The organism is Xanthomonas translucens pv. cerealis (genome assembly GCF_006838285.1).
Lineage (GTDB): Bacteria > Pseudomonadota > Gammaproteobacteria > Xanthomonadales > Xanthomonadaceae > Xanthomonas_A > Xanthomonas_A cerealis.
In genome coordinates, this window is the sequence record NZ_CP038228.1 from 569001 (window position 1) to 594461 (window position 25461).

Annotated in this window: 22 protein-coding genes; 14 read left to right on the top strand and 8 right to left on the bottom strand. The window is 68.8% G+C overall.

What is annotated here, in order from left to right; all coding sequences use genetic code 11:
• Positions 1–20: 20 nt before the first annotated feature.
• The 3 genes from rimM (at position 21) to rplS (ending at position 1963) form a co-directional block, all read left to right on the top strand.
• The gene (gene rimM / locus E4A48_RS02535; protein WP_142741836.1) at positions 21–533 is read left to right on the top strand and encodes a ribosome maturation factor RimM; all 513 of its coding nucleotides are present in this window, start codon (positions 21–23) and stop codon (positions 531–533) included.
• An 83-nt stretch (positions 534–616) separates the two neighbouring features.
• A complete protein-coding gene (gene trmD / locus E4A48_RS02540; RefSeq protein ID WP_142741837.1) occupies positions 617–1399 on the top strand; it encodes a tRNA (guanosine(37)-N1)-methyltransferase TrmD in 783 nt (260 codons plus the stop codon).
• A 147-nt stretch (positions 1400–1546) separates the two neighbouring features.
• Positions 1547–1963: a 50S ribosomal protein L19 gene (gene rplS / locus E4A48_RS02545; protein WP_003470862.1), complete on the top strand. Its 417-nt coding sequence runs from the start codon at positions 1547–1549 to the stop codon at positions 1961–1963.
• A 456-nt stretch (positions 1964–2419) separates the two neighbouring features.
• On the opposite strand, the gene E4A48_RS02550 is transcribed toward rplS, so the two are convergent.
• Positions 2420–3880, bottom strand: coding sequence for an MATE family efflux transporter (locus tag E4A48_RS02550; RefSeq protein ID WP_039005626.1), 1461 nt, complete (start codon positions 3878–3880; stop codon positions 2420–2422).
• Positions 3881–4064: 184 nt separating this feature from the next.
• Here E4A48_RS02550 and E4A48_RS02555 point away from each other — a divergent pair, with 184 nt between their 5' ends.
• Positions 4065–4349, top strand: a complete 285-nt coding sequence (locus tag E4A48_RS02555) for a hypothetical protein (RefSeq protein ID WP_142741838.1) — start codon at positions 4065–4067, stop codon at positions 4347–4349.
• Positions 4342–4749 (top strand): RNA-binding S4 domain-containing protein, encoded by a 408-nt coding sequence (locus tag E4A48_RS02560; protein ID WP_142741839.1) that lies wholly within the window; start codon positions 4342–4344, stop codon positions 4747–4749. Before E4A48_RS02555 ends, E4A48_RS02560 begins: the two co-directional genes overlap by 8 nt.
• Before the next feature lie 544 nt (positions 4750–5293).
• On the opposite strand, the gene E4A48_RS02570 is transcribed toward E4A48_RS02560, so the two are convergent.
• The 5 genes from E4A48_RS02570 to E4A48_RS02590 all read right to left on the bottom strand — a co-directional run bounded on the left by E4A48_RS02570 (position 5294) and on the right by E4A48_RS02590 (position 8503).
• Positions 5294–5791 carry a hypothetical protein gene (locus E4A48_RS02570; protein ID WP_142741840.1) on the bottom strand — a complete coding sequence of 166 codons (498 nt, stop codon included), beginning with the start codon at positions 5789–5791 and terminating at the stop codon, positions 5294–5296.
• Between the two features lie 259 nt (positions 5792–6050).
• Positions 6051–6308 carry a cell division topological specificity factor MinE gene (gene minE / locus E4A48_RS02575; RefSeq protein WP_009608870.1) on the bottom strand — a complete coding sequence of 86 codons (258 nt, stop codon included), beginning with the start codon at positions 6306–6308 and terminating at the stop codon, positions 6051–6053.
• 2 nt (positions 6309–6310) lie between these two features.
• Entirely contained in the window at positions 6311–7120 is an 810-nt protein-coding gene (gene minD, locus E4A48_RS02580) for a septum site-determining protein MinD (protein ID WP_003465615.1), read from the bottom strand.
• A 37-nt stretch (positions 7121–7157) separates the two neighbouring features.
• Positions 7158–7907, bottom strand: a complete 750-nt coding sequence (minC, locus tag E4A48_RS02585) for a septum site-determining protein MinC (RefSeq protein WP_142741841.1) — start codon at positions 7905–7907, stop codon at positions 7158–7160.
• Positions 7908–7909: 2 nt separating this feature from the next.
• Positions 7910–8503, bottom strand: coding sequence for a GNAT family N-acetyltransferase (locus E4A48_RS02590; protein ID WP_142741842.1), 594 nt, complete (start codon positions 8501–8503; stop codon positions 7910–7912).
• A gap of 136 nt (positions 8504–8639) precedes the next feature.
• On the opposite strand from E4A48_RS02590, the gene E4A48_RS02595 reads away from it, so the two are divergent.
• The 5 genes from E4A48_RS02595 (at position 8640) to E4A48_RS02620 (ending at position 13443) form a co-directional block, all read left to right on the top strand.
• Complete coding sequence (locus E4A48_RS02595) at positions 8640–9833, top strand: sensor histidine kinase (protein WP_039005616.1); 1194 nt, start codon at positions 8640–8642, stop codon at positions 9831–9833.
• Positions 9833–10474 (top strand): response regulator, encoded by a 642-nt coding sequence (locus E4A48_RS02600; protein ID WP_003465620.1) that lies wholly within the window; start codon positions 9833–9835, stop codon positions 10472–10474. The genes E4A48_RS02595 and E4A48_RS02600 overlap by 1 nt, the downstream gene beginning before the upstream one ends.
• A 665-nt stretch (positions 10475–11139) precedes the next feature.
• Complete coding sequence (locus E4A48_RS02610; protein ID WP_039005615.1) at positions 11140–12312, top strand: polyketide cyclase; 1173 nt, start codon at positions 11140–11142, stop codon at positions 12310–12312.
• Positions 12313–12395: 83 nt separating this feature from the next.
• A complete protein-coding gene (locus E4A48_RS02615; RefSeq protein WP_039005614.1) occupies positions 12396–12767 on the top strand; it encodes a DUF423 domain-containing protein in 372 nt (123 codons plus the stop codon).
• Position 12768: 1 nt separating this feature from the next.
• Positions 12769–13443, top strand: coding sequence for a DNA-3-methyladenine glycosylase family protein (locus E4A48_RS02620; protein WP_142741843.1), 675 nt, complete (start codon positions 12769–12771; stop codon positions 13441–13443).
• Between the two features lie 372 nt (positions 13444–13815).
• Here the strand turns inward: E4A48_RS02620 and E4A48_RS02625 are convergent, their stop codons facing one another.
• Complete coding sequence (locus E4A48_RS02625) at positions 13816–15912, bottom strand: glycosyltransferase (protein ID WP_142741844.1); 2097 nt, start codon at positions 15910–15912, stop codon at positions 13816–13818.
• A gap of 93 nt (positions 15913–16005) precedes the next feature.
• Here E4A48_RS02625 and mrcB point away from each other — a divergent pair, with 93 nt between their 5' ends.
• From mrcB to tsaB, 4 genes are all read left to right on the top strand, one after another.
• The gene (mrcB, locus tag E4A48_RS02630; protein ID WP_142741845.1) at positions 16006–18459 is read left to right on the top strand and encodes a penicillin-binding protein 1B; all 2454 of its coding nucleotides are present in this window, start codon (positions 16006–16008) and stop codon (positions 18457–18459) included.
• A gap of 16 nt (positions 18460–18475) precedes the next feature.
• On the top strand, positions 18476–19003 hold the full coding sequence (locus E4A48_RS02635) for a hypothetical protein (protein ID WP_142741846.1): 528 nt from the start codon (positions 18476–18478) through the stop codon (positions 19001–19003).
• A 164-nt stretch (positions 19004–19167) separates the two neighbouring features.
• On the top strand, positions 19168–21198 hold the full coding sequence (locus tag E4A48_RS02640; protein WP_142741847.1) for an ATP-dependent DNA helicase: 2031 nt from the start codon (positions 19168–19170) through the stop codon (positions 21196–21198).
• Between the two features lie 161 nt (positions 21199–21359).
• A complete protein-coding gene (tsaB, locus tag E4A48_RS02645) occupies positions 21360–22061 on the top strand; it encodes a tRNA (adenosine(37)-N6)-threonylcarbamoyltransferase complex dimerization subunit type 1 TsaB (RefSeq protein WP_039005607.1) in 702 nt (233 codons plus the stop codon).
• 51 nt (positions 22062–22112) lie between these two features.
• On the opposite strand, the gene E4A48_RS02650 is transcribed toward tsaB, so the two are convergent.
• Positions 22113–25109, bottom strand: a complete 2997-nt coding sequence (locus tag E4A48_RS02650) for a TonB-dependent receptor (RefSeq protein WP_039005605.1) — start codon at positions 25107–25109, stop codon at positions 22113–22115.
• Positions 25110–25461: the final 352 nt, after the last annotated feature.

Below are 25461 nucleotides of genomic sequence, written 5' to 3' on the forward strand. Positions count from 1 at the left end.
GCCCTTCGGTTTTTGCACCTATGAAAGACAGCCAGCGCCGCGTCCTGCTGGGCAGGATCCTGGGCGCATTCGGCGTACGTGGCGAGGCCAAGCTCGAGTCGTGGACCGAGCCGCGCCTGGCCATTTTTCGCTACCAGCCCTGGATCGTGCGCAAGCCCGACGGCAGCGAAAGCAGCCTCAGTGGTGTGCGCGGCCGCGAATCCAGCAAGCACCTGGTGGTCACCTTTCCCGACGTCACCGATCGCGATGCGGTCGAGGCGCTGCGCGGCACCGAGATCTACGTGGCGCGCGATACCCTGCCGTCGCCCAAGCCCGACGAATACTACTGGGTGGACCTGGAAGGTCTGGACGTGCGCACCGTCGACGGCGTGGCCCTGGGGCAGGTCTCGCACCTGTTCTCCAACGGTGCCAACGACGTGCTGGTGGTGCGCGGCGACCGCGAGCGACTGCTGCCGTTCGTGCAGCCGGACTACGTCAAGTCGGTGGATTTCGACACCAACCTGATCGTGGTCGACTGGGACCCGGAATTCTGAGGGTGCCGGGGGCTTGCGCCGGTCCAGCGGCCGCCCAGGCTCTGCGAGTCCCGAGTCCCGAGTCCCGAGTCCCGAGTCCACCCATGCGCATCGACGTCATCAGCCTGTTTCCCGAGTTCGTCGCCCAGTGCGCCGCGTTCGGCGTGGTCGGCCGTGCGCAGGAGCGCGCACTGTTGGCGCTGCATGGCTGGAATCCGCGCGATTACGCCACGGGCGGCTACCGCAAGGTGGACGACCGCCCGTTCGGCGGCGGCCCGGGCATGGTGATGATGATCGAGCCGCTGCAGGCCTGTCTGCAGGCGGTGCGCGATGCCGACGCGCAACCGGCGCCGGTGATCTACCTGAGCCCGCAGGGCGTGCCGCTGACCCAGGCCAAGGCCCGCCAGCTGGCGGCGCTGCCGCGGCTGGTGCTGCTGTGCGGGCGTTACGAAGGCGTGGACGAGCGTTTTGTCGCCGCCGCGGTGGACGAGGAGATCTCGATCGGCGACTACGTGCTGTCCGGCGGTGAGCTGGCCGCGGCGGTGCTGGTCGATGCGGTGACCCGGCTGCAGGAGGGCGCGCTGAACGATGCCGAGTCCGCCGCCCAGGACAGCTTCGAAGGCCCGGACGGGCTGCTCGACTGCCCCCACTACACCCATCCGCGCGAACACGCGCTTGGCGAGGCGCCGGCCATTCTGCGCTCCGGCAACCATGCCGCGATCGCGCGCTGGCGGCGCATGCAGGCGCTGGGCCGGACCTGGCTGCGGCGCCCGGAGCTGTTGGACGAAGCGGCGCTGAGCGCGGCCGACCGCCGCCTGCTGCAGGAATTCCGCCAGGGCCTGCGGGCCGATCCGGTGCGCCAGCAGGAAAATCCATCCAAGCCCTAGCCATGGCGGCACGACTGGGTTAAAATGCCCGGCTTTCCGGTCAAGCCATCTGCGTCTTGGCCCGTTCCCCGATATCGCGTAATCGCCTCGCGCAATCGCCGTGCGGCGACTGCCGGACCACCTCACCAGACACAAGCGGTGCCCACCATGAGCAAGCTCAACAAGACCATCCTGGCCGACTTCGAAGCCGCCCAGATCCAGCGCAAGCTGCCGGAGTTCAACCAGGGCGACACCATCGTCGTCAACGTCAAGGTGAAGGAAGGCAACCGCGAGCGCGTGCAGGCCTACGAAGGCGTGGTGATCGGCACCAAGAACGCCGGCCTGAACTCCTCGTTCACCGTGCGCAAGATTTCCCACGGCTTCGGTGTGGAGCGCGTGTTTCAGAGCCACAGCGCGATCATCGACTCGGTCGAAGTGAAGCGCCGCGGCAAGGTCCGCGCCGGCAAGCTGTACTACCTGCGTGGTCTGGAAGGCAAGGCCGCCCGCATCAAGGAAGATCTGGCCGCCGCTGCGCAGGCCAAGGTCGCGCGCCAGGCCGCTGCGGCCGCCGCCAAGGCCGAGTAATCCCCCGGCGACTCCGGTCGCTGCCGCGACGGCCGCCTTCGGGCGGCCGTTTGCGTTTGTGGGGCCGGATGCGGTGATTTCGCGGTGGCTGCGCCGCTGCGCTCGATGTGCCGGGCTTGCGTTGGGCATGACATGGGCGGGAGGTTCCGGTCGGGGCTGAAGCCCCTCCTACAGTGCACCCAGACAGCTCGCCGCAGGTCCCTGTAGGGCTTCAACCGCGACCGAGCGAAGCCGCGGACCATCCGCGCCGCTAGAGCGTCGGGTGCTCCAGTAGTGCCGACCGCGTTCCCTCGATGCCGCTTCGGCCGAAACGAAGCGAGAGCGCTTTCCCGGAGTCGCCCGCAGGCTGTATGTGGGAGCGACTTCAGTCGCGACGGGACTTCCCGAGAGAGTCCGTCGCCATTGAAGCCGCTCCCACAGGCGACTGCCTCTTGATCGAAACGCGGGCGCCAGCGCTCAGCGCGCCGGATCCTGCACGATCGACACGTCCGCGACCGCGGCCGGCGGCGCCGCCGGCACTTCCGCCGGATGCGCCATTTCCTCCGCACGCGGCTGGCTCAGCATGCGCGCCTTGCGCCAGTTGCCCCAGCGGTAATAGGCCAGCGACAAGGACATCGCGCAGATCGAACTGGTTGGAAAGCTCCACCACACCGCATCGGCGCCGAACTGCGGCTGCAGCAGGTGTGCGAACGGCACGCGGATGCCCCACAGCGACAGCGCCAGGATCAGCAGCGGCGGGAGCACTGCGCCGGTGGCGCGGACCACGCCGGAGATCACGAAGGTCACGCCGAAGAACAGGAACGACCACACCGCGATGTGGTTGAGATGGCGCGCGATGTCCAGCGCGGCGCTGTGCGGCGGCAGGAACAGGGACAGGGTCCAGCGGTCGAGCAGGATCAGCGGCGCGATCAGCGCGCCGGTCAGCAGGAAGTTGAACAGCACGCCCTGCCGCGCGGACGCCGCGACCCGGTCCCAGTGCTGCGCGCCGACGTTCTGCGCGGCCATCGACGAGCACGCCGCGCCGATCGCCATCGCCGGCATCTGCACGTAGGTCCACAACTGCATCGCCGCGCCATAGGCGGCCGAGGTATCGGTGCCGTAGCCGTTGACCATCGAAATCATCACGATCATCGCCAGCGAGATCAGCACCATCTGCAGGCCCATCGGCACGCCCTTGACCACCAGCGCGCGCAGGATCGTCGTATCGATGCGGAACAGCTGTGCATCCTGCCGGCCCAGCCACAGCACATGGCGCTTGTGCCGCAGGTACAGCAGCAGGCCGCTCAGGGCGATGGCCTGGGCGATCAGCGTGGCCCAGGCGGCGCCGGCGATGCCCAGCTTCGGGAACGGCCCCAGCCCGAACAGCAGCAACGGATTGAAGCCGATGTCCAGCGCCACCGACAGCAGCAGGAAGCGGAACGGCGTGCGCGAGTCGCCGGTGCCGCGCAGCGCCGCCGACAGGAACGCGAACGCGTACAGCAGCGGCATCGCCAGGAAGATCACCCGCAGATAGGCCTCTGCCAGCGGCAGCGAGGCGGCCGGGGTGCCCATCGCGGCGAGCAGGTGCCGCGCCAGCCACCAGCCTCCGGCCGCGATCAACACCGAGATGCCGAGGAAGAACGTGGCGCTGGTGCCCATCACCCGCCGCGCCTGCAGCACGTCGCCGCGGCCCATTGCCTGGCCGATCAGGATGGTGGCGGCCATGCCGATGCCGAACACCGAGCCGATCAGGAAGAACATGATGCTGTTGGCGTTGGCCGCTGCGGTCAGCGCCGCCTCCCCGAGGTAGCGGCCCACCCAGATCGCGTTGACCGAACCGTTCAGCGACTGCGCGATGTTGCCGGCCAGGATCGGCAGCGCGAACAGCAGCAACTGCCGGCCGATCGGGCCTTCGGTGAGCGCGGCGGACTTGGGCATCGCGTGCCTGCGGGACGGGAACGGGAAGCAGCGCACACTAACACCTGCACGCAAAGCCCGGGAGGCAACGCATGGCAGGTGTGGCGCGGCGGGCAACGTCCTAGGCTGAATGCGTCGATGCGCGGGCCGGCTTGCAGCGGCTGGAACAGTTGTCGGCACACATAAACAACCAGAGGAACTTGCAATGCCGAAATCGCGCCGCAATCTGCAGTGGATCGGATGCAGCGCGCTGGCACTGGTTCTGGCCGGCTGCGCCGACAGCGCGCGCTGGGGCGATGCCACCGTGCGGCCCGGCGAGCGACCGGAATGCCTGGTCGGCGAGGACGACAGCGCGCTCCCGCCGCGCGCTGACGGCCTGGCGCTCAGCCAGCGCCGGCAGCGCTGCCATCCAGAACCGTGGCTGCAGTGGTCCAGCGAGCGACCCGTCACCCAACCCATGCAGGTGGATTTCCATAAGCACGATGAATGAACCGCTAGCGCAACCGAGCGTGGTCCGGCTGGATGTCTGGCTGTGGGCCGCGCGCTTCTTCAAGACCCGCAGCGGGGCCAAGCAGGCGGTGGAAACCGGCAAGGTCGACGTGGCCGGGCAGCGGCCGAAATCCTCGCGCGCGGTGCGCGTGGGCGAACAGTTGCGCGTGGAGCGCGGCGAGGAAGTGTTCGAGATCCGGGTGCTGGCGCTCAGCGACGACCGCGGCCCGGCCAGCGTCGCGCAGACGCTGTACCTGGAGAGCGACGCCTCGCGCGAGCGGCGCGTGCAGCAACGCGCGCAACGCAACGCCGAACGCAACGGCTACCGGGCACCCGACGGCAAGCCGGACAAGCGCGCACGGCGCCTGATTCGCGCGCTGGGCGACCTGGACACGCTGTAGAGGCGGAGTACGATCGAAAGGCCGCTGCGCCATTGCCGCGCCTAACCCCCTGTGGGAGTCAACTGTCATGCAGAAGCAATGGCAGGAGGTGCGTACGATGCTCGTTCGCGCGTGATCGCATTGAGCCAGCGCAGGTACTTCTGCATGCACGCGACGATGGCGACCTTGGCAGGTTTGCCTGCGGCGGTCAGGCGGGCGTCGGTGTGTGCCAGCCGGGAGCCGGTGTGGGTCGAGGCGAGGCCCAGGTGGCCATGTACAGCACCGCCGCACGTCGACGTGCGCGCCCTGGATGCGGCGTTGGCCGCGCCAGCGGCCACTGTCGCGATTGAATGGCGCCAGCCCGACCAGGGCGACGATCAGCTCGGGCAACCGCGCCGCCAAGGTGGCGCGCAGGATCGGACCGAGCCCAGGCAGTTTGGGCAGATCAGAGCAGGCCGCCCCCGCCTGTGCGATCTGTTGCCAGTTGGCCTCCGTGCTGCGTTGGTTGCCGCTGAAGCCGCTCCTTCAGGAGTTCAGAGAGCTGAGGAGCTTGCTTGCGTGGGCCTCAGGCCTGCTGCGGCAACAGTCCGCGCTGCAGCAGCCAGGCGCGCGCGTCTTCGGCGTCCTGTTCAAACCAGGCGCGGGTGGAACCCAGACGGTAGGTGTAGCCCCACGCGTCCATGTCGGCCATCAGCCGCGCGCTGCCGACGCCGGGCAGCGCGTCGGCCAGCACGATCTGCAGGTAGCAGGTGGCGTCCTCTTCCTCGTCCGAGTCGGTGGCGTCGGTATGCACCAGCGCACGCCGTTCCGGCGGCAGCACGATCAGGTGGCAGGCTTCGTGCAGCAGCGAGTGCACCGGCGTGTCGTCGCGCACGTACACGTCGCTGGCGATCACCCCCGCTTCCGGTTCGCCCCAGTAGCTGCCGGGAATCCTGGCGTCATCGGCGACCCGGTGCAGCATCAGTCCATGCCGGGCCAGCAGCGCGCGCGGCGCGTCTAGGCCGATGGCGCCGACGGTCAGGACCTCGGCAGCGGGTGCGGAGCGGGAGGCGTTGGTCTGCATTGGGAGGTCGGGAAGGAGGAGCGGCGAGAGACGCAATCGGCAACGTATTGGCGGCGGTTGAGCAGGCCGGCAGCTCGACTACCGTGCCGCTCAAGCTGATGCGTTCGGTGAGCGCAGCTGGGGTTGTGCACGCAACCATGGCCCATTGCAGACGCCCTAGTGCATCTTGGTCAGGACGTTACATCGAACACACCACCGAACAACGCGGCGCAGGCAGCGCGCCATGGCCGCTATCTGCGACCGCAGCGCGCTGCGCAACTCAGGGCGTCGGCCCTTCCGGCAATGCCACCGAGATATCGAGCACGTCGTGTTCGCCGTCCTTGACCAGGTCCACCTTGACCGCGTCGGCGTCGATGTTGACGTACTTCTTGATCACTTCCAGCAGTTCGCGTTGCAGCAGCGGCAGGTAATCCGGGCCGCCGCGGTGGTTGCGCTCCTGCGCGATGATGATCTGCAGGCGGTTCTTGGCCGTCTCGGCGGTGTTCTTCTTGGCCTTGAGAAAGTCGAATAGTCCCATGCTCACCCTCCGAACAACTTGGTGAAGAAGCCCTTCTTCTCCACGGAGATGAAGCGCATCGGGCGCTCTTCGCCCATGATCCGGGCCACCGCGTCGTCGTAGGCCTGGCCGGCCGGGGATTCGCCGTCCAGGATCACCGGCTCGCCCTTGTTGGAGGCATTGAGCACGTCGCCGGATTCGGGGATCACGCCGATCGCCTTCAGCCCCAGCACTTCCTCCACGTCGGTAATGCTGAGCATCTCGCCGCCTTCTACCCGGCCCGGGCTGTAGCGGGTCAGCAGCAGGAACGCCGGCACGGTCTGGCCTTGCTCGGCCTTGCGGGTCTTGGAGTCGAGCAGGCCGATGATGCGGTCCGAGTCGCGCACCGAAGAGACTTCCGGATTGACCACGACCACCGCGCGGTCGGCGAAATACATCGCCAGGAACGCGCCCTTCTCGATGCCGGCCGGCGAATCGCAGACGATGTATTCGAAGCCTTCGGCGACCAGGTCCTTTAGCACCTTCTCCACGCCGTCCTGGGTCAGCGCGTCCTTGTCGCGGGTTTGCGAGGCGGCCAGCACGTACAGGTTGTCGAAGCGCTTGTCCTTGATCAGCGACTGCTTGAGCGTGGCCTCGCCGTGCACCACGTTGACGAAGTCGTACACCACCCGGCGCTCGCAGCCCATGATCAGGTCGAGGTTGCGCAGGCCCACGTCGAAGTCGATCACGGCGACCTTCTTGCCGCGTCGCGCCAGCCCGCAGGCCAGGCTCGCGCTGGTGGTGGTCTTGCCGACGCCGCCCTTGCCGGAGGTGACTACGATAATTTCAGCCAAAGGAATGTCTCCTGATACGTTCGGTTGTAGGGCCGCGTCAATCTTGCGCGGCGATCTTGATCTGGTCCTGCTCCAGCCAGACCTGGACGGCCTTGCCACGCAGTTCCTTGGGAATATCGTCCAGCACCTTGTAGTGGCCGGCGATGGCGACCAGTTCGGCGTGGAAGTCGCGGCAGAAGATCCGCGCCTCGGTGTTGCCCTGCGCGCCGGCCAGGGCGCGTCCGCGCAGGCTGCCGTAGATATGGATGCTGCCGTCGGAGATCACCTCGGCGCCAGCGCCGACAGGCGCCACCACGGTCAGGTCGCAGTGTTCCGCATACAGCTGCTGGCCCGAGCGCACCGCGGTCTTGTGCATGCGGCCCGGTTGCGGGCGCGCCGCAGCGGGCGGCGGCGGGGGCGGCGACACCGGGGCGGGCGCCGCAGCGCGGGCGCCGCCGTCGATGCGTTCGTACTGGGCGCGGAACTTGGCCAGCAGCGGCAGGCCCAGCGCCTCGGCCAGCTGCTCGATCTCGCGGGTGCCGTAGGCCAGCGCCACCGGCAGCACACCGGCCGCGCGCAGGCCGTCCAGCAGCGCGCGCGCGGTGGCGATGTCCGGCGCCTGCGCCAGGCCGCCGAAATCGATGATGACCGCGGCGTGGCCGAACAGCTTGGGCGCGCGCTGCACGCGCTCGCGCATCTCCTGCGCCAGGCGCGCCACGTCCAGGGTGCGGATGCGCAGGTTGGCGATGCCGACCTGGCCGATCTTCAGTTCGCCTGCCTGCTCGAAATCCAGATTCACCGACGACACGCTCAGTCCCCGGCCGGGCGCGGGGCCCGTTGCAGGCGGTGGGCATGGCCGACCCAGGGCAGGTCGGGCAACTGCTCGCCGTAGGTCTCGCGGACCCAGGCGTAACTGCACAAATCCTTCAACAGCATGCTCGCACGCACCTCCACCTCGTTCATCGTGTTCTGGCCCACTTCGCGGAAACCGAAGCTGCCATGGAACAGCAGCGCCGCGTCCGCGCCGTGATCCAGGAAAACCTCGCACGCCAGCTGCGGATAGCGTAGTTCGGCATAGCTCTGCACGTCGGCATAGAACGCGCGGCCGACGCCGCCGCCGCGGCGGCGGCTGGCCACCACGATGCGGTCGATATAGAAGAACGCCGGGTAGCGCTCGCGAAACCAGGCGAAATTGCTGCTGTCGTGATCGCTGTCGCCGCCGAAGCCGACCAGGAAGCCGGCCAGGTTGCCGTCGCGCTCAGCGATGCGGAAATAGTCTGCGGTCTCGTAGAAGCGGTGCAGTTTGGCCGAATCCAGGGGCAGGATCGCCAGTCCGGCGTTGTTGTTCAGGGCCAGGACCGAATCGAGCTCGTGCTCGCGCACGTCGCGGATGACGATCGACATTGGGACTCCGTTGCTGATGCGCGCGGCCAGATGCGGACCGCCGCCGGATTATCGCACGCGGGGCGCGGGGCGGCGAGCCGCGCATGCATGACTTCCGTGGGAGTGCATTGCGCGCCGTTCATCCTAATATGCATGCATGTTGGGAAACCTCAGCCATACCCGCGTCCTGCGCTTCGCCGGCCTGTTCACCTGGGCGATGATCGCCATGCCGCTGGTCTACACCTACTGGATCCCGGAAGAGGGCGTGAACCGGCGTGGCGGCTGGGAGGCGGCGATGATGTCCGGCTTCTTCATCGCCTTCGGCGGCAGCTACTACTGGCTGACCCGCGGGCTCGGTAGTGGCGGCCATGCGCATTGGTACGATCGCCTGATCCTGCTGCTGTTGACCGTCTGCGCGCTGGCGGTCAGCTATCTGACAGGAAGCGGGCTGGGCAGCATCCTGATGATGGTGGCGGCGGGGGTGATCCCGTGGCTGCTGCCGGTGCGGATCGGCGTGCTGTGGCTGGTGCTCAGCCAGTTGGCGGTGCTGCCGGTCTACTATCTGTTGGTCGGCTTTCCGATGTTCGACGCGCTGATGCAGTCGCTGCTGTACGGCGGCTTCTCCATGTTCATCTTCGTCACCAGCCTGGTCGCACGGCAGCAGGCCCAGGCCCGCGAGGAGCAGCGCCAACTCAATGCCGAGCTGCGCGCCACCCGCGCGCTGCTGGCCGAAAGCGCCCGGGTCAACGAGCGCACCCGCATCTCGCGCGAACTGCACGACCTGCTCGGCCACCACCTGACCGCGCTGAGCCTGAATCTGGAAGTGGCCGGCCACATCACCGAGGGTCGCGCGCAGGAGCATGTGCACCAGGCGCATACACTGGCCAAGCTGCTGCTGACCGACGTGCGCGAGGCGGTCAGCCATCTGCGCGACAGCGGCGCGATCGACCTGGCCGCGGCGTTGCGGCCGCTGGTCGAGCGGGTGCCGTCGCTGCGGATCCACCTGCAGGTGGACGCGCCGTTGACCGTCGAGGATCCGGAGCGCGCGCATGTCTTGCTGCGCTGCACCCAGGAAATCATCACCAATACGGTGCGCCATGCGCAGGCCGACAACCTGTGGATCCAGGTGCGCCGCGAGGGTCCGCTGGTGCTGATCCAGGCCCGCGACGATGGTCGCGGCTGCGAGACCCTGCTGACCGGCAACGGCCTGCGCGGCATGCGCGAGCGGCTGAGTCAGTATGGTGGCAGCCTGGAGATCGATGCGCCGCAGGGCACGGGCTTTCGCCTGCGCGTCGCGGTCCCGAGCGCGGCCGCGTTGCTGCCGCCTGCCGTTTCACAAGGAGTGCTGTGATGATCCGTGTCTGCCTGGTCGACGACCAAACACTGGTGCGGCAGGGGATCCGCTCGCTGCTGGCGTTGGACGGCGGGATCGAGGTGATCGCCGAGGCCAACGACGGCCGCCAGGCGGTGGAGCTGATCCCGCAGGTGAAGCCGGACGTGGTGCTGATGGACATGCGCATGCCGGCGATGTCCGGGCTGGAGGCGCTGCAGATGCTGTCGCGCAACGGCACGCTGCCGCCGACCATCATTCTGACAACCTTCGACGACGACCAACTGGTGCTGGCCGGACTCAAAGCCGGGGCCAAGGGCTATCTGCTCAAGGATGTGTCGCTGGAACAGCTGGTCGGGGCGATCCGTGCGGTCGCCGCTGGCGGTTCGCTGGTGCAGCCGGCGGTGACCCAGCGCCTGCTGTCGGGCCTGGAGCATATGCGCAACGACTTCGTCAGCCTGGACCGGCCCGACCCGCTGACCGACCGCGAGACCGAGATCCTGCGGCTGATGGCCAGCGGCTTCTCCAACAAGGAGATCGCCAACTCGCTGGGCGTGGCCGAGGGCACGATCAAGAACCACGTGTCCAACATCCTGTCCAAGCTTGGGGTACGCGACCGCACCCGTGCGGTACTGAAGGCGTTCGAGCTGCAGTTGGTCTGACGCGACAGGATGCCCGGCCCTGCGCAGCGCGCCGGGCGTTCGCGGGCGCGCGAGCCAGTGGCGCGCAAGCGGCGCCCGCTCACCCTATCCAAGCTCGGGGTACGCGACCGCACCCGTGCGGTACTGAAGGCGTTCGAACTGCAGTTGGTCTGGGGCAGCTGTCTTCAGCCGCGACGAGCGGAGTGGTGAATGTTCCGAACTGGCATGCAGTCGGGACTGAACCCCCTCTCACAAGAGGTCTCGCCGCTCCAAGGCGCCGGTGGAATTGTTGTGGGAGCGGCTTCAGCCGCGACGAACGCGGCGGCAGGCCTGCCGAACCCTCAGTCGTGCTGGGCCGATGCCACAGCCCCGCCTCGCTCCGGACTCAGTGGTCTGCCCGCCTGTACCGCCGGCGGTCCCCGCGCGCAGCCGCAAACGCCCGACCAGGTCTGGCTTGCCTGCGGCCGCACGGCGGCGCTGCCTGCCTGTCCGCCACTGCCCGGTTGATAATGGTCTGGTCGCCCGTACAGCACGCATGGCGGCGCTGTGCACGGCGCATTCGCAGGGTTTTCGCCACTATGCCGAATTCCGCGTCGTCATGTGCTGACCACGAGCCGCGAAGCCTGCTAGGATGGGCGCTTCGCTTCATTAACCCGGCCGTGGGATCGGCCCCGGAGACCTTCTGAATGACCCGTATTATCGAATTCCTGATCGCGCTGGGGATCGTAGCTGGCCTGTTTGTCATCGTTGGCCTGGTGCTGCCTTCGGAACGTCACATGTCCGAGAGCGTCGAAACCAATCGGCGCATGACCATCGTCTATGACACGGTGAACAGCCTGCGTCGGTTCAAGGACTGGAATCCTCTGGTGCTGCGCGACCCGCGTATCCAGCTGAAGCTTTCCGGTCCCGAAGCCGGCGTCGGCGCCCGCCTCGACTACGCCTCCAACGAGGGCTACATCGGCAAGGGCAGCTGGACCATTACCTCGACCGAGCAGAACAAGCAGGTTGTCGTCGGCATCGAAGACGAGAGCAAGGGCCGCGACAAGACCACGTCGTTCAAGCTCGAGCCGACCGGCAAGAGCGGCCGCAACGTCAAGATCACCCAGGACTACACGGTCAAGTACGGTTGGGACCTGCTCGGTCGCTATGCCGGCCTGTACGTGAGCCGCCATGTCGGCGACGACATCAAGCTGGGCCTGTCGCGGCTGAGCAACGTGCTGGCCACCGTGCCGAACGTCGACTACCGCGCCGAGGAAACTCCGTTGAAGGACCTGAAGGTCGTCGACGTTCCGGCCGAAGATCTGCTGGTGGTCAACGCCGGCAACATCGACCGCGACAACGAGGCCATCAAGAAGTCCATCAAGGACAATCAGGAGTGGATCAAGCGGGTGATGGACGCCAACGGCCTGGAAGCGGCCGGTCCGCTGCGCATCGTCACCACCGACTTCGGTTCCGACAAGTACGCCTTCGACGTGACCCAGCCGGTACGCAAACGTGCCGGTGGCGCGCCGAAGCCGGACGCGGCGGCCAAGCCGGAAGAGAAGAAGGGCGACAAGAAGGACGACGCTGCGGCCGCTCCGGTCGATGCCACCCCGGTCGCCGCCAGCGGCGAGCCGCTGAAGCTGACCATCCCGCAGGGCGCGCCGGTCACCTATCTGCGTACCCAGGCGCACCGTTCCGCGTTCGCCAGCTACACCGGACATATGGCGGGCCTGGATGCGGCACGCAATGCAGTCCGCGCCTGGGCCGCCACCAGCGGCTACGACGTGACCGACCGTCCGTACGAAGCCTGGAAGGGCGGCGTGGACAAGTCGTTCACGCCGGAAGGCACGTACGACATCTACTGGGCGATCAAGTAAGCCTCGCCTGCATGGATGAGTGACACGAAACGCGCCGCTGCTTGCGGCGCGTTTCGTTTATGGGGCCGCAACGGAGCATCGTCATGCTGAATCTCGATCGGCGTTCGCGCAAACGCTCCTGGCTGGCCTGCGCGGGCGGCCTGTTGGCGGCCACCGCGATCGGCCTGTCCGCCTATGCCTCGCACGGCGTGAGCGAGCCGCTGGCGCAATCGCATCTGCAGACCGCGGCGTTGTATGCCTTCGGCCACGGGCTGGCGCTGGCGGCACTGGCCCGACGCAGCGAACGCCTGCTCGCGCGCGCTGCGCTGGCCCTGCTGCTGCTCGGCACGCTGCTGTTTTCCGGCAGCCTGGCCGGCAACGCGCTGGCGCAATGGCCGACACGGCTGGCCCCGGTCGGCGGCACCACGCTGATGCTGGGCTGGCTGCTGTACGCGCTGGACGCGCTGAGGCGTTGAGATGCCCCGTTACTCGCGCGGATTCGACACCCAGGCCGCCTACGACCACCTGAGCCGGCGCGACCGCAAGCTCGGCGCGTGGATGCGCCGGATCGGCCCGATCGCGCCGCAACCGGGCTGGGCCAGGCCGTTCGATCCGGTCGATGCGCTGGCGCGCGCGATCCTGTTCCAGCAACTCAGCGGCAAGGCCGCGGCGACCATCGTCGGCCGCGTCGAGGCGGCGATCGGCAGCACCCGGCTGCATGCCGACACCCTGGCGCGGATCGACGATCCCGACCTGCGTGCCTGCGGCGTGTCCGCCGACGAGGCGCTGGCGCTGCGCGATCTGGCGCTACGCGAGGCGGCCGGCGAGATTCCCTCGTTACGCAACCTCGCCTTCATGGACGACGAGGCGATCGTGCAGGCGCTGCTGCCGGTCCGCGGCATCGGCCGCTGGACGGTGGAGATGATGTTGCTGTTCCGCCTCGGCCGCCCCGATTTGCTGCCGGTGGACGACCTGGGCGTGCGCAAGGGCGTGCAGCGGGTTGACCAGCTGCAGCGGATCCCCGCGCCGCAGTCGCTGGCCGAGCGCGGCGAGCGTTGGGGGCCGTATCGCAGCTATGCCAGCTTCTACCTGTGGAAGATCGCCGATGTCAGCGACGCCGCCAAGCCGCCCACGCCGCGTTCGCAGGCATAGAGCGCGCAGCGGCAGCATGATGCTCCTCTGTAGGAGCAACAGCCGCGACGAGCGAAGTGGTGAATTTTCCGAAGCGGCATGCCGTCGGGACTGAAGTCCCTCCCACAAGAGGCCTCGTCGCTCCCCGCCGGCGGTGGCGCCCCTGTGGGAGCGACTTCAGTCGCGACGAGCGCAGCGGCGGGCCTTCCGGCTTCGGAGGTTGTCGCGGCTGAAGCCGCTCCTACAGTGCACCCAGCAGGCGATCCGCAGGCGGTGTAGGAGCGGCTTCAGCCGCGACGCTTTACCGGTAACGCATCGCGTCGATGGCCCGACGCCAGCCAGCGCCACTTCTGTCCGAAGCTGCCGGTCGCCAACGGGTCGCAGCACTTCGTACTAGTCCAGGAACACCTGCCGCACCGTGGCGCGCGCCGCGTCCAGCGAGAAGTGCGTGGCGATGTTGCGCAGGCCGTTGCCGGCCAGCGTGTTCCACAGCGCCTCGTCGGTGTACAGCTGCGCCAGCGCGGCGACGAACTGCGGCGCGGTCTCGGCGATCAGCACGTCCTCGCCATGGTGCAGGTGCATGCCTTCCACCGCGCACGGCGTGGCCACCACCGGTTGCCCGTGCGCCATGCTCAGGTTGACCTTGCCCTTGACCCCGGCGCCGAAGCGCAACGGCGCCACCGCGATGCGGATCTCGTCCATGTAGGCGACGATGTCCGGCACGTAGCCAAGCAAGTCCACGCCGGGCGTGGCGGCGCCGAGACGGCGGATGTCGTCGGGCATGTCGGCGCCGATGCAGTGGAAGCGCAGCTCCGGCAGCAGTGCGCGCAGCGGCGGGAACACTTCCTGCAGGAACCAGCGCACCGCATCCACGTTGGGCGCATGGCGGAAGCCACCGACGAATACCAGATCGCGGCGCTGCGCCCACGGCAGGCCCGGTCCGGCCACTTCGTGCAGATTGGAAATCAGCGCGGTGCGCACCTGTGGCGCTTCGCGCTGCAACTGCTCGCGTTCGACCCCGCTGACCAGCACGGTGATATCGACCTCGGCCATCACCTCCAGCTCGCGCGCGCGGGTGCGTTCGGCCTCGCGCAGCAGCCGTGCGTCGCCGGCCAGCTCGGCGCCGCGGCGCTCGCGCAGATAGTGCAGGTCCACGGTATCGAACAGCCGCCGCGCCTGCGGCGCGAAGCGGCGCAGCAGCGGCAGGCAGGCGTGGGCGACGTGGTGGCGCACCAGCAGCACCGCGTGGAAGCGCGCGCCGTGCTGCTGCAGGAACCCGCTCACGCTCTTCAGGTACGGCGCATACCACACCTCCACGCCGAGCCGCTGCAGCGTCTCGCTGTGGCGGCTGGCGTATTCGCGGCCGCTGGGCACGAACACCACGTGCGCGCCTTCCTGCAGCAGCAGGCGGATCAGGTTGAACTGGCGCAGCGAGGCCGAGTCGCGGTCCGGCTGCGGCAGCGCCTCGTCGAGGATCAGCACCTGGCGCTGCTGCCGGTGCAGCTGCGCCGGGGTCGGTGTGGTTCCCGGCGGCAATTGCCGCGCCAGTACATCGGCCCATTTGGCCGCGAACACGCCGCGGTTGCGCACCTGGTAGGCCTTGATCCCGCTGTCGGTATCGGTGCCGTTGCTGGTGCCCTCGTCGTGCACCACCTGGCTCGCCGGTTGCAGCAGGGTGCGCAGTCCGGCCTGGCGCACGGCGAAGGCGAGATCGGTGTCTTCGTAGTAGGCCGGCATGTAGCGCGTGTCGAAACCGCCCAGCGCCAGGAAGCGTTCGCGCTCGATCGCCAGCGCCGCGCCGGCGCCGTAGTCGATGTCGCGCAGGTAGGCGTAGCGCGGATCGTCCGGCGATTCGAAGCGGCCGTAGCTCCAGGCGCTGCCGTCGGCGAAGACCACGCCGCCGGCTTCCTGCAGGCGCCCGTCCGGGTACAGCAGTTGCGCGGTGACCAGGCCGGCCTGCGGCACCTGCGCGAAGGTGTCCAGCAGCGCATCCAGCCAGCCCGGTTGCGGCACCGTGTCGTTGTTGAGGAACACCAGATAGCGCGCGCACGCGCGCGCTGCGCCATCGTTGCAGCTGGCGATGAAGCCGCCGTTGTGGCTGCGCACGTGGTAATGCAGGCCCTGGATCTGCGGCAGCCACTGTAGGGTCTCGTCGCTGCTGCCGTCGTCGATCACCAGGATCTCGCAGGCCGCCGCGGGTGGGTGCGCGGCCAACGCGCGCAGGCAGGCGAGGGTATGCGCAACGTGGTTGTAGACCGGGATCACGATGCTCGCCAGCGGCGCGTCGCTGGCCGGCACCGCGAAGGCGGCGAACGGCTGCGGCGCGACCGCGAACAGCGTGCGGCGCGGCGGCGGCAGCGGCTGCGCATGTACCCGCAGCCGCTGCCAGGTGCTGCGCCAGCCGCGCGCGCGCAGGCTGGCCAGGCCGCGCCGCAGCAGGCCGGCAAAACGGTTCAGGGCGTAGCGCAGGTTCGCCCAGGACATCGACATCCGTTGCAACTCCAGCTTAAACAAAGGGACCCCTGCGCCGCGCTGCCTGCTGGCCTGCGCTAGACTCGCCGGAATTTACATTCTCGCATCCCCGTGCCACGACGCTACGACGACAACGACACCGACGATCAGGCCACCGACGATCTCGACAGCGGCGCCTCGCCCTGGCGCCGGCGCCTGCTCACCTGGGGCCTGGCCGCCACCGCGCTGGGCCTGGGCTTCCTGATCCCGTACACGGTTTATCTGAACAAGCAGGTGACGCAGCGCTTCGGCGAACTGCGCTGGCAGATCCCGACCCGGGTCTACGCCCGCCCGCTGGGGCTGGCGGCGGACACGGCGATGGACGCGCAGACGCTGAAGACCGAGCTGGACGCGGCCAGCTACCGCGAGGATGCCGGCGCGCAGCGTCCCGGCACCTATCAGCAGGACGGCAGCCGCTTCGTCATCGCCAGCCGCGGCTATAACGACGTGGATGGCCGGGTCGCGCCCAGGCGGGTGGAAGTGAGCCTGTCCAGCGGCCGCGTGGCGGCGCTGCGCGATGCGCAGACGCGCAAGTCGCTGACGGCCGCGCGGCTGGATCCGGCGCGTATCGCCACCTTGTACGGGCAGAAACAGGAAGAGCGGCGGCTGGTGCGGGTGGACGAAGTGCCCGAGCTGCTGGTCACCGGCCTGCAGGCGGTGGAAGACCGCGACTTCAATTATCACCACGGCGTCGATCTCAGCGGCATGCTGCGCGCGGCGTGGGTGATGGTGCGCTCCGGCGGCAAGAGCCGGCAGGGCGCCAGCACCCTGACCCAGCAGCTGGCGCGCAGCGGCCTGCTCGGCATCGGCAAGGAGCAGACGCTCACCCGCAAGTTCAACGAAATCCTGTACGCGCTGATCATGGAAGCGCGCTACGACAAGCGCACCATCCTCGAGGCCTATCTGAATCAGGTCTACCTGGGCCAGCGCGGCAGCCAGGCGATCCACGGCGTGGCCTCGGGCGCGGAGTTCTGGTTCGGGCGCGAGCTGGATTCGCTGCCGCCGGAACAGGTGGCGTTGCTGATCGGCCTGGTCAAGGGCCCTTCCTACTACGACCCGCGGCGCTTCCCGGAGCGCGCGCTGGACCGGCGCAACTTCGTGCTTGGCAAGCTGCGCGAGAGCGAGCTGATCGACGAGCCCACCTACCGCAAGGCGCTGGCCGCGCCGTTGGGGGTGCCGGCCAATCCGGGCCTGGTCGCGGCCAACCGCTTCCCGGCGTATGTGGATCTGGTGCGCCGCCAGCTGGCGCGCGATTACCCGGAAAGCGCGCTGCAGGGCGCCGGATTGAGCGTGATGACCGGCATGTCGCCGTCGGCGCAGGCCTATGCCGAAGGCGCGGTGACCCGCACCCTCACCGCGCTGGAGACCAACAAGAAGCGCCCGCCGCTGCAGGCCGGGCTGGTGCTGACCGATACCCACAACGGCGACGTGCTGGCGGTGGTCGGCAGCCGCGACGTGGCGCAGCCCGGTTTCAACCGCGCGATCGAGGCGCAGCGCCAGGTCGGCTCGTTGCTCAAGCCGTTCGTGTACCTGCTGGCACTGGCGCAGCCGGACCATTACTCGCTTGCCAGTTGGGTCGACGATGCGCCGGTGACGGTGCAGCTCAGCCGCGGCAAGCGCTGGACCCCGGGCAATTCCGACAACCGCAGCCATGGCATGGTGCGCCTGGTCGATGCGCTGGCGCATTCGTACAACCAGGCCACGGTGCGGATCGGCATGCAGGTCGGGCCGGAGCGGGTAGCGCAGCTGATCAAGGTGCTGGCCGGGCTCGAGGCCGAGAACAATCCGTCGCTGATCCTGGGCGCGACCGACCAGAGTCCGTACGCGATGACCCAGCTGTACCAGTTCCTCGCCTCCGGCGGCGAGATCCAGCCGCTGCACGCGGTGCGCGGCGTGCTCGATCCGCAGGGCAAGCTGCTCAAGCGCTACGACAAGGCCCCGGCGCCGGCGCAGGAAGGCGATTCGGTCGCGGCCAACTTGGTCGGGCTGGCGCTGCAGCAGGTGGTCAGCAACGGCACAGCGCGGCAACTGCTCGGCGACGGTCTGGGCAAGCTGTCCCCGGCCGGCAAGACCGGCACCAGCAACGACGGCGTGGACAGCTGGTACGCCGGCTATACCGGCGATCATCTTGCGGTGATCTGGATCGGCAACGATCAGAACAAGCAGACCGGCCTGTACGGCGCCACCGGCGCGATGCGGGTGTGGTCGGGCATCTTCGCGCGGTTGCCGAGTTCGCCGCTGAAGGTGCAGGGTAAGGGCATCGACTGGCAATGGATGGACCCGGCCGGCAGCAACAGCACCGATCCCAGCTGCCCCGGCGCGCGCCAGTTCCCGTTCGTAGTCGGCTTCGCCCCGGCGTTTGCGCCGTGCGCGCCGCCGCAGGCGCTGCCAGAAGAAGGGCAGGCGCCGCCCGCCCCCGCCGACGGCGAGGAGCGCCATGGCGGCGGCTGGCGCAGCTGGTTCGGCCTGGACAAGAAGAAAGAAACGCCGCCTGCCGACGCGGCGCCCACCTCACCGGCGCACTGATCCACGGATGCCTGCCATGACCCGATACGCCCCCACCGTCGCCATCGCCACGCTCAGCCTGCTGCTGGCCTCCTGCGCCAGCGCGCCGCCGCCGCCGCCACCATCGCCACCGGTGGACACCACCATGCCGGCGCAACGGCTGGCGGCGATCGATGCCAGCGGCGGCGCCGACGACACCGAACTGAGCGTGCAGCCCTTGCGCGACCCGCAGGTCGAGGACCTGCGCGACAGCGCCAAGCGCAAGCGTGCGGCCGGCGACCTGGCCGGCGCGGCGGCGGCGCTGGACCAGGCCCTGCAACTGGTGCCGCAAGACCCGGCGCTGCTGCAGGACCGCGCCGAACTGGCCTTGCTGCTGAAGGACGACGCGGGCGCCGAAGCCTTCGCCAAGCGCGCCATCGACCTGGGCTCGCAGACCGGCCCGCTGTGCCGGCGCCACTGGGCCACCATCGAGCAATCGCGGCTGGCGCGCGGGCAGAAGGAGAACGCGGCGTCCGCGCATGCGCATATCGAGGGTTGTACGGTGGCGGGGATCAAGCGCTACTGAGGCTGAAGCCGGGACCAGGGACCAGGGACCGGGGACCCGGAACAGCGCAAAGCCAGCGGATTGCTTGCAGGCGCGCTGCGCCGGCCGATCGCTGAATCCGCCATCAGATCCTGGCAATCGCTGCTCCGGGTCTCCCTGGTCCCCGGTCCCGAGTAGTCCTCCCAATGTCGCTCGCCCACGCCAGCACCGAAGCCCTCAGCGAAGGCGGTGCGCTCGCCTGCCAGCTCGATGCGTTCGTGCCGCGTGCGGCGCAGCTGCGGCTGACCGCGGCTATCGCCGAAGCGTTCGAGCAGCGCGATGTGCTGCTCGCCGAGGCCGGCACCGGCACCGGCAAGACCTATGCGTATCTGGTGCCGGCGCTGCTGTCTGGATTGAAGACCATCGTCTCCACCGGCACCCGCGCGCTGCAGGACCAGCTCTACCACCGCGACCTGCCGCGGGTGCGCGCGGCGCTGGGCGTGGGCCTCAACAGCGCGCTGCTGAAGGGGCGGGCCAACTACCTGTGCAAGTACCGGCTGGAGCAGGCCAAGGGCGAGCCGCGCTTCACCTCGCGCGAGCAGATCGCGCAGTTCCAGCGCATCGTCGCCTGGGGCGGGCGCACCCGCTTCGGCGACATCGCCGAGCTGGACGCGCTGCCCGACGATTCGCCGCTGCTGCCGCTGGTCACCTCGACCATGGACAACTGCCTGGGCAGCGAATGCCCATTCTGGGGCGAGTGCTTCGTGGTGCAGGCGCGGCAACGCGCGCAGGCCGCCGACGTAGTGGTGGTCAACCATCATCTGCTGCTGGCCGACCTGGCGCTGAAGCAGGAAGGCTTCGGCGAGATCCTGCCCGGCGCGCAGGTCTTCGTCATCGACGAGGCGCACCAGCTGCCGGAACTGGCGGCGAACTTCTTCGGCGAAAGCTTCGGCATGCGTCCGCTGCAGGAGCTGGCGCGCGACTGCCTGGCCGAGAGTCGCCACGTCGCCGGCGCACTGGCCAGCCTGCAGGCGCCGGTGCAGGCGTTGGAGCAGGCCTTGCGCGAACTGCGCGCGGCGATGGAAGGATTGCCCACCCGCGGCACGCAATGGCGGCTGCTGGCCAAGCCGCAGGTACGCGACGGCTTCGATGCGCTGCTGGCGGAACTGGCGCGGCTGCAGGATAGCCTGGCGGCGCTGCGCGAGGCCTCGCCCGGTTTCGACGCGTGCGCCGCGCGCGCGCAGGAGATGCGCGCGCGCCTGGGCCACTGGCTCGGCGACGACGCGCCGATCGCCGATTTCGACGCCGAGCCGGCACCGCCCTCCAACGATGTGCTGTGGTACGAACTGAGCGCGCGCGGCTTCCGCTGCCAGCGCACACCGCTGGATGTGTCCGGCCCGCTGCGCCTGCACCGCGAAAAGTCGCACGCGGCCTGGGTGTTCACCTCGGCGACGCTGGCGGTGAAGGGCGATTTCGAGCATATCGCCACGCGCCTGGGCCTGAGCGATCCGATGACCCTGCTGCAGCCCAGCCCGTTCGACTGGGCGCGGCAGGCGCTGTGTTATCTGCCGGCCCTGCCGGACCCGAACGCGCGCGGCTTCGGCACCGCCTTGATCGCCGCGCTGCATCCGGTGCTGCAGGCCTCGCAGGGCCGCGCCTTCCTGTTGTTCGCCTCGCACCGCGCGTTGCGCGAGGCGGCCGAGGCGCTGCGCGACGGGCCGTGGCCGCTGTTCGTGCAGGGCGAGGCGCCGCGCGCGAGCTTGCTGCAGCGCTTCCGCGAATCGGGCAACGGCGTGCTGCTCGGCTCGGCCAGCTTCCGCGAAGGCGTGGACGTGGTCGGCGATGCGTTGAGCGTGGTGGTGATCGACAAGCTGCCGTTCGCCGCGCCGGACGATCCGGTGTTCGAGGCGCGGCTGGACGCGATCCGCCGCGACGGCGGCAACCCGTTCCGCGACGAACAGCTGCCGCAGGCGGTGATCGCGCTGAAGCAGGGCGTGGGCCGGCTGATCCGCAGCGAGACCGACCGCGGCGTGCTGGTGCTGTGCGATCCGCGGCTGCTGTCCAAATCCTACGGCCGCACCTTCCTGGAGTCCCTGCCGCCGTTCGCACGGACGCGCGATGTGGAGGATGTGCGGGCGTTTTTTGGGGGCCGGGACCAAGGACCAGGGACCGGGGAGCCGATGCGGGACCGGGGACCGGGAACCGGGGACCCGGACGAGCGGTTGGCCGGGGTTTGATGGTGCACTTGGCGATCGACCGTTAGGGCGTGTCAGCGTTGTGGCAATGAACTGCAGGCCTTGTGCTCTTCCGGGTCCCTGGTCCCCGGTCCCGACCTCAATGAATTAAGCTTTGCGCCCTTCCGGGTCCTTGGTCCCCGGTCCCTGGTCCCGGCTCCCCAATGAACCTCCTCGCCTTCGAAACCTCCACAGAAGCCCTCTCTGTCGCCGTGCATGTCGATGGCGAGGTCCTGGAGCGCTTCGAGCTCGCGCCGCGCCGGCACGCCGAGCTGGCGCTGCCGTGGGCCGAGCAGTTGCTGGCCGAAGCCGGCATCGCCCGCCGCCAGCTCGATGCCATCGCCTTCGGCCGCGGCCCCGGCGCCTTCACCGGCGTGCGCCTGGCGATCGCGCTGGCGCAGGGCATTGCGTTGGCGCTGGACCTGCCTGTGTTGCCGGTGTCCACGCTGCATGCGCTGGCCTTGCGCGCGCCAGCCGACGCGCCGCAGGTGCTGGCTGCGATCGATGCGCGCATGGGCGAGATCTACGCGGCGGCCTATGTGCGTGACGCCGACGGCCTGCGCGCGCTGACCCCCGAGCAGGTGCTGATCCCGGATGCGTTCTTGCTGCCGCAGACGGATGCGCCCTGGCACGGCGTCGGCACCGGCTTCGCCGCCATCGACGCGACGCTGCAGCGGCGCCTGCACGTGCAGTTGCACAGCGTCGATGCGCAGGCCCTGCCGCATGCTGCCGACGTGCTGACCCTGGCGCTGGCCGCCCATGCGCGCGGCGAAGCGATCGCGCCGGAACGCGCCGAGCCGGCCTATCTGCGCGACAACGTCGCCCTGACCCTGGTCGAGCAGCAGGCGCAGCGCGCTGCACGATAATCCGGGCAGGCTGGCCTTCCCCGGCCGGCGCTGCGCGCACCGCAACTGCGCTCAGTAGTCGTAGCTGACGCTCAAGCGCAGCGCGCGCGGCGCCTGGCGCAACAACGCCGCGCCATACACCGGATCGCTGTTGCCCGGGTCGGTCTCCGCATATGGGTACTTCCACAACGTGGCCTGGCCGTTGAAGACGTTGAACACGTCCAGGTTGAAGGCGAGTTTGTGGTCGGCGTAAGCCGGCCGCCACGATACCCCGAGATCGAGCTGCTGCAGCCACGGCAGGCGGCCCTGGCTGCCCGGAGGCGCCGCTTGGCCCTGGTAGTAGTGGTAGTCGATGCCGTAGCCGGACGGGTCGCTCTGGTCGGCGCCGTAGGACCCCAGCGCGCTGAACGGGCTGCCGGACACCAGCTTGAGATTGGCCGACACCAGCCATTCGGGGGTGACCTGGTAGTAGCCGTAGAACTTGAACTGGTGGGTATGGTCGTTGCTCTGCGGGCCGTTGGTGTGTTCCATCAGCTGCGCATAGTCCCAGGCCTGGGTGGTGGACACCGCGGTCTGGCCGATGCCCGACAGCAGCTGGCCTTCGGTGGTGCCGTAGCTGCGCGACCAGGTGTAGTCGAGGCGCCCGTACCAGCGCTGGTCGAACGGGTGCTCCAGCGACAGGTTGAGTCCGTAGTAGTTGCGCTTGAGCTCGGGAAAACCGAACTGGGCATTGGTCAGCGGCACGCTGACGTAGTTGCCGGAGGTGTCCACCAGGGTGAAGGTGTTGGTCTTGCCCGGGTTGATCAGCCAGCAGCTGACCGGATTGCTGTCCAGGGTCACCGTCCGCCCTTGCGCGGCCGCGGCGGCGAACACGGTCTCGCTGTCGCAATAGTCGTCCACGCCGCTGCGCAGCACGCGGTAGGTGGCCTTGGCGCCGTAGACCCAGCTGTCGCCCCAGGCCTTGCTGATGCCGAAGATGAACTCATCCTGGAACGAGGGCTTGATACCTTGCGTGGCCACGGTCCTGGCATCGGGCAGGATGCCGTAGTTGTTGTTGGAGGAGACTGCGCTGGAGATCCGGGTCAGGTCGGTGGGGTAGCCGTTGGCGTCGATGCCGCCGTAGGTGTAGTAGGTCGAGGTCGCCAGGGTCGCGCCGGCGGCATTGAATGCCGGATTCAGTGGCAGCGCCAGGTAGTAGCGGCCGGCGTTGCCGTAGACCTTGAAGCGCGCATCGCCGTCGACGTCCCAGCTGAAACCCAGGCGCGGCGCCCACTGCCCGCTGCTCTGCTTGATGTAGGCGTCGCCGTCGCGGTTGTAGTTGGTGAACTGGTCCAGGCGCAGGCCGAGGCTGAGCAGGAAGCGGTCGCTGACCTGCCAGTTGTCCTCGACGTACTGCGCACGCTGCACCGCGCGCACCGAGGCCAGGGCGCTGTAGACGTACCGGCGCACGTAGTAGCCGCCCTCGCCGTTGGCATAGCCGCCAGTGGCCGGCACGCCGAGGCCGGTGTTGATCGGTATGCCTGGGTTGGACTGGCCGTAGATCCAGGAGTAGCCGTCGCCCGAGGCCACCGAGCCGCGATTGAGCGCGCGCGCGTTCTGGTTGTCGATACCGACGGTGATGCTGTGCTCGCCGATGTCGTAGTTCAGGTCCAGCCGCAGGTTGTCGGTGCGGTTGCCGCGGTCGGGATCGACCAGCAAGGACGTGGTCTGCGCGTTGGCGATCGGAGTGCCGCCGGTGTAGGCCGGGTTCTGGAACGAGGTGCCGCTGAGATAGGTCAGCGCACGGTTGTAGTTGGGGTTGCCGGTGTAGTCGTCGCTGCGCTGCTTGCCGTACTGGGCGCTGAAGGTGAGGCGGTCGGTGAGGTAGCCGGTGTACTTGGCGGTCCACAGGCGGCCGCCGGTCTTGCTGGTATCGGCGCTGCCGCGCAGCGCGCCGATGTCGTCGCCGCTGTACTCGTAGTACTTGCCGTGGGTGATGTAGCGGCTCGAGGCGCCGGTGATTTCCAGCAGCTGGTTGTCGCTGATGTTCCAGTCGAGCTTGGCGTACCAATTCGGCCGGCGGTAGCGATAGTCGTAGTAATACTCGCCCGGGGTGGTTTCGCGTGCGCCGTAGAACCTGTCGCCGTCCTGGCGCTGCAGTTCGTAGGAGCCGAAGAAGAACAGCTTGTCCTGGATCAGCGGGCCGCTCGCGTAGAGGCTCTGGGTGCTGAGCGTCGCAGTGTTCTTGCTGTCCGGCCGGTACAGGGCGCCGTTGCCAGGTGCGTAGACGTCCTTCTGCGAGGAGCGCAGGCCGTCCGGTTCCCAGGTCGCCTGGCCGCCGAAATGCCATGCGTTGCTGCCGCGCTTGCCGACCGCATTGATCACGCCGCCGTCGGAACGCCCGTACTTGGCGCTGTAGCCGCCTGTATAGACCTGCAACTGGTCGATGCTGCCGTAGGGCAGGGTCAGGCCGCCCAGTCCGCGCAGCGGGTCGGTAGTGTTGAAACCGTTGATGTAATAGGCATTCTCCGCGGCCGAGGAACCGCCGAAGCTGAGCAGCTGCGCGCCGGTCGGGCCGATATAGGTGCCGCTGCCGCTGTTGCCGGCCACGCCGGGCGCCAGCTGCGCGATCGCCTCGGCCGAGCGTCCCAGCGGCAGCCGCTGCAGCTGTTCGGCGTTGATCATCGTGCGCGAGTCCACGCTGCTCACGTCGATCGCGGTGGCGGCGCGGTCGGCGCTGACGGTGATCCCGGTCAGACTGGTGACCGCGGCGAAGGAAACGTCGGTGACCGCGCCGACGGTCAGGCCCACGCCCTCGCGGCGGCCAAGCACGGCGTCGTCGGCGCCCTTGGCGACGATGGTGTAGGTACCCAGCGGCAGCTGGCCGATGCTGTAGCGGCCGCGCGCATCGACCGCGACGTCGCGGCTGAGGCCGCTGTCGCTGCGCACCTGCACGCGTTGCGCATTGGCCGGCGCCTGGCCGGCGACAGCGCCGGTGGTGGACTGGGCCAGGGCGGGCGGCGCAGCGAGGGCGGCGCTCAGCGCCAGCGTGAGCAGGGCTGGCCTGCGAAGGAGGCGGGGATTTTTCATTGACGAGGCGGCTCGGGTGGTGGGGGCGGGGATGCGCCGCGCCGGCATCCCAGTCACGCGTCCTTGGCGATGCGGTATGCGCGGTAACGTTCCCCGCCACCATTAACCTTAATGTGATGCCTATTCAGAAATTCCGCGTCGTTATGTTGCTGGCACGAATGGTTATCTCGATCGTTGCGGTGGGCGTGCATGCGATGCCATGCGGGGCAACTCCCTTCTTCCGGCGGGACCATGGCCCCTTTTCGGGGGAAGGTGCCCCGCCGGGGCGGATGAGGGGACGGGCGAAGCCTTGAAACGTTCGGTGCCGCCAGGCGGTCCGTGTCGGCCGTACCCTCACCCCAACCCCTCTCTC

Coding starts and splice junctions, on each gene's coding strand:
- E4A48_RS02620 (WP_142741843.1), top strand. CDS start 12,769: ATGCCCCGTTACTCGCGCGGATTCGACACCCAGGCCGCCTACGACCAC.
- E4A48_RS02590 (WP_142741842.1), bottom strand. CDS start 8,503: ATGTCGATCGTCATCCGCGACGTGCGCGAGCACGAGCTCGATTCGGTC.
- tsaB (WP_039005607.1), top strand. CDS start 21,360: ATGAACCTCCTCGCCTTCGAAACCTCCACAGAAGCCCTCTCTGTCGCC.
- rimM (WP_142741836.1), top strand. CDS start 21: ATGAAAGACAGCCAGCGCCGCGTCCTGCTGGGCAGGATCCTGGGCGCA.
- E4A48_RS02650 (WP_039005605.1), bottom strand. CDS start 25,109: ATGAAAAATCCCCGCCTCCTTCGCAGGCCAGCCCTGCTCACGCTGGCG.
- trmD (WP_142741837.1), top strand. CDS start 617: ATGCGCATCGACGTCATCAGCCTGTTTCCCGAGTTCGTCGCCCAGTGC.
- E4A48_RS02555 (WP_142741838.1), top strand. CDS start 4,065: ATGCCGAAATCGCGCCGCAATCTGCAGTGGATCGGATGCAGCGCGCTG.
- E4A48_RS02550 (WP_039005626.1), bottom strand. CDS start 3,880: ATGCCCAAGTCCGCCGCGCTCACCGAAGGCCCGATCGGCCGGCAGTTG.
- E4A48_RS02610 (WP_039005615.1), top strand. CDS start 11,140: ATGACCCGTATTATCGAATTCCTGATCGCGCTGGGGATCGTAGCTGGC.
- E4A48_RS02600 (WP_003465620.1), top strand. CDS start 9,833: ATGATCCGTGTCTGCCTGGTCGACGACCAAACACTGGTGCGGCAGGGG.
- E4A48_RS02570 (WP_142741840.1), bottom strand. CDS start 5,791: ATGCAGACCAACGCCTCCCGCTCCGCACCCGCTGCCGAGGTCCTGACC.
- rplS (WP_003470862.1), top strand. CDS start 1,547: ATGAGCAAGCTCAACAAGACCATCCTGGCCGACTTCGAAGCCGCCCAG.
- E4A48_RS02560 (WP_142741839.1), top strand. CDS start 4,342: ATGAATGAACCGCTAGCGCAACCGAGCGTGGTCCGGCTGGATGTCTGG.
- E4A48_RS02625 (WP_142741844.1), bottom strand. CDS start 15,912: ATGTCGATGTCCTGGGCGAACCTGCGCTACGCCCTGAACCGTTTTGCC.
- E4A48_RS02635 (WP_142741846.1), top strand. CDS start 18,476: ATGACCCGATACGCCCCCACCGTCGCCATCGCCACGCTCAGCCTGCTG.
- E4A48_RS02615 (WP_039005614.1), top strand. CDS start 12,396: ATGCTGAATCTCGATCGGCGTTCGCGCAAACGCTCCTGGCTGGCCTGC.
- E4A48_RS02640 (WP_142741847.1), top strand. CDS start 19,168: ATGTCGCTCGCCCACGCCAGCACCGAAGCCCTCAGCGAAGGCGGTGCG.
- E4A48_RS02595 (WP_039005616.1), top strand. CDS start 8,640: ATGTTGGGAAACCTCAGCCATACCCGCGTCCTGCGCTTCGCCGGCCTG.
- minE (WP_009608870.1), bottom strand. CDS start 6,308: ATGGGACTATTCGACTTTCTCAAGGCCAAGAAGAACACCGCCGAGACG.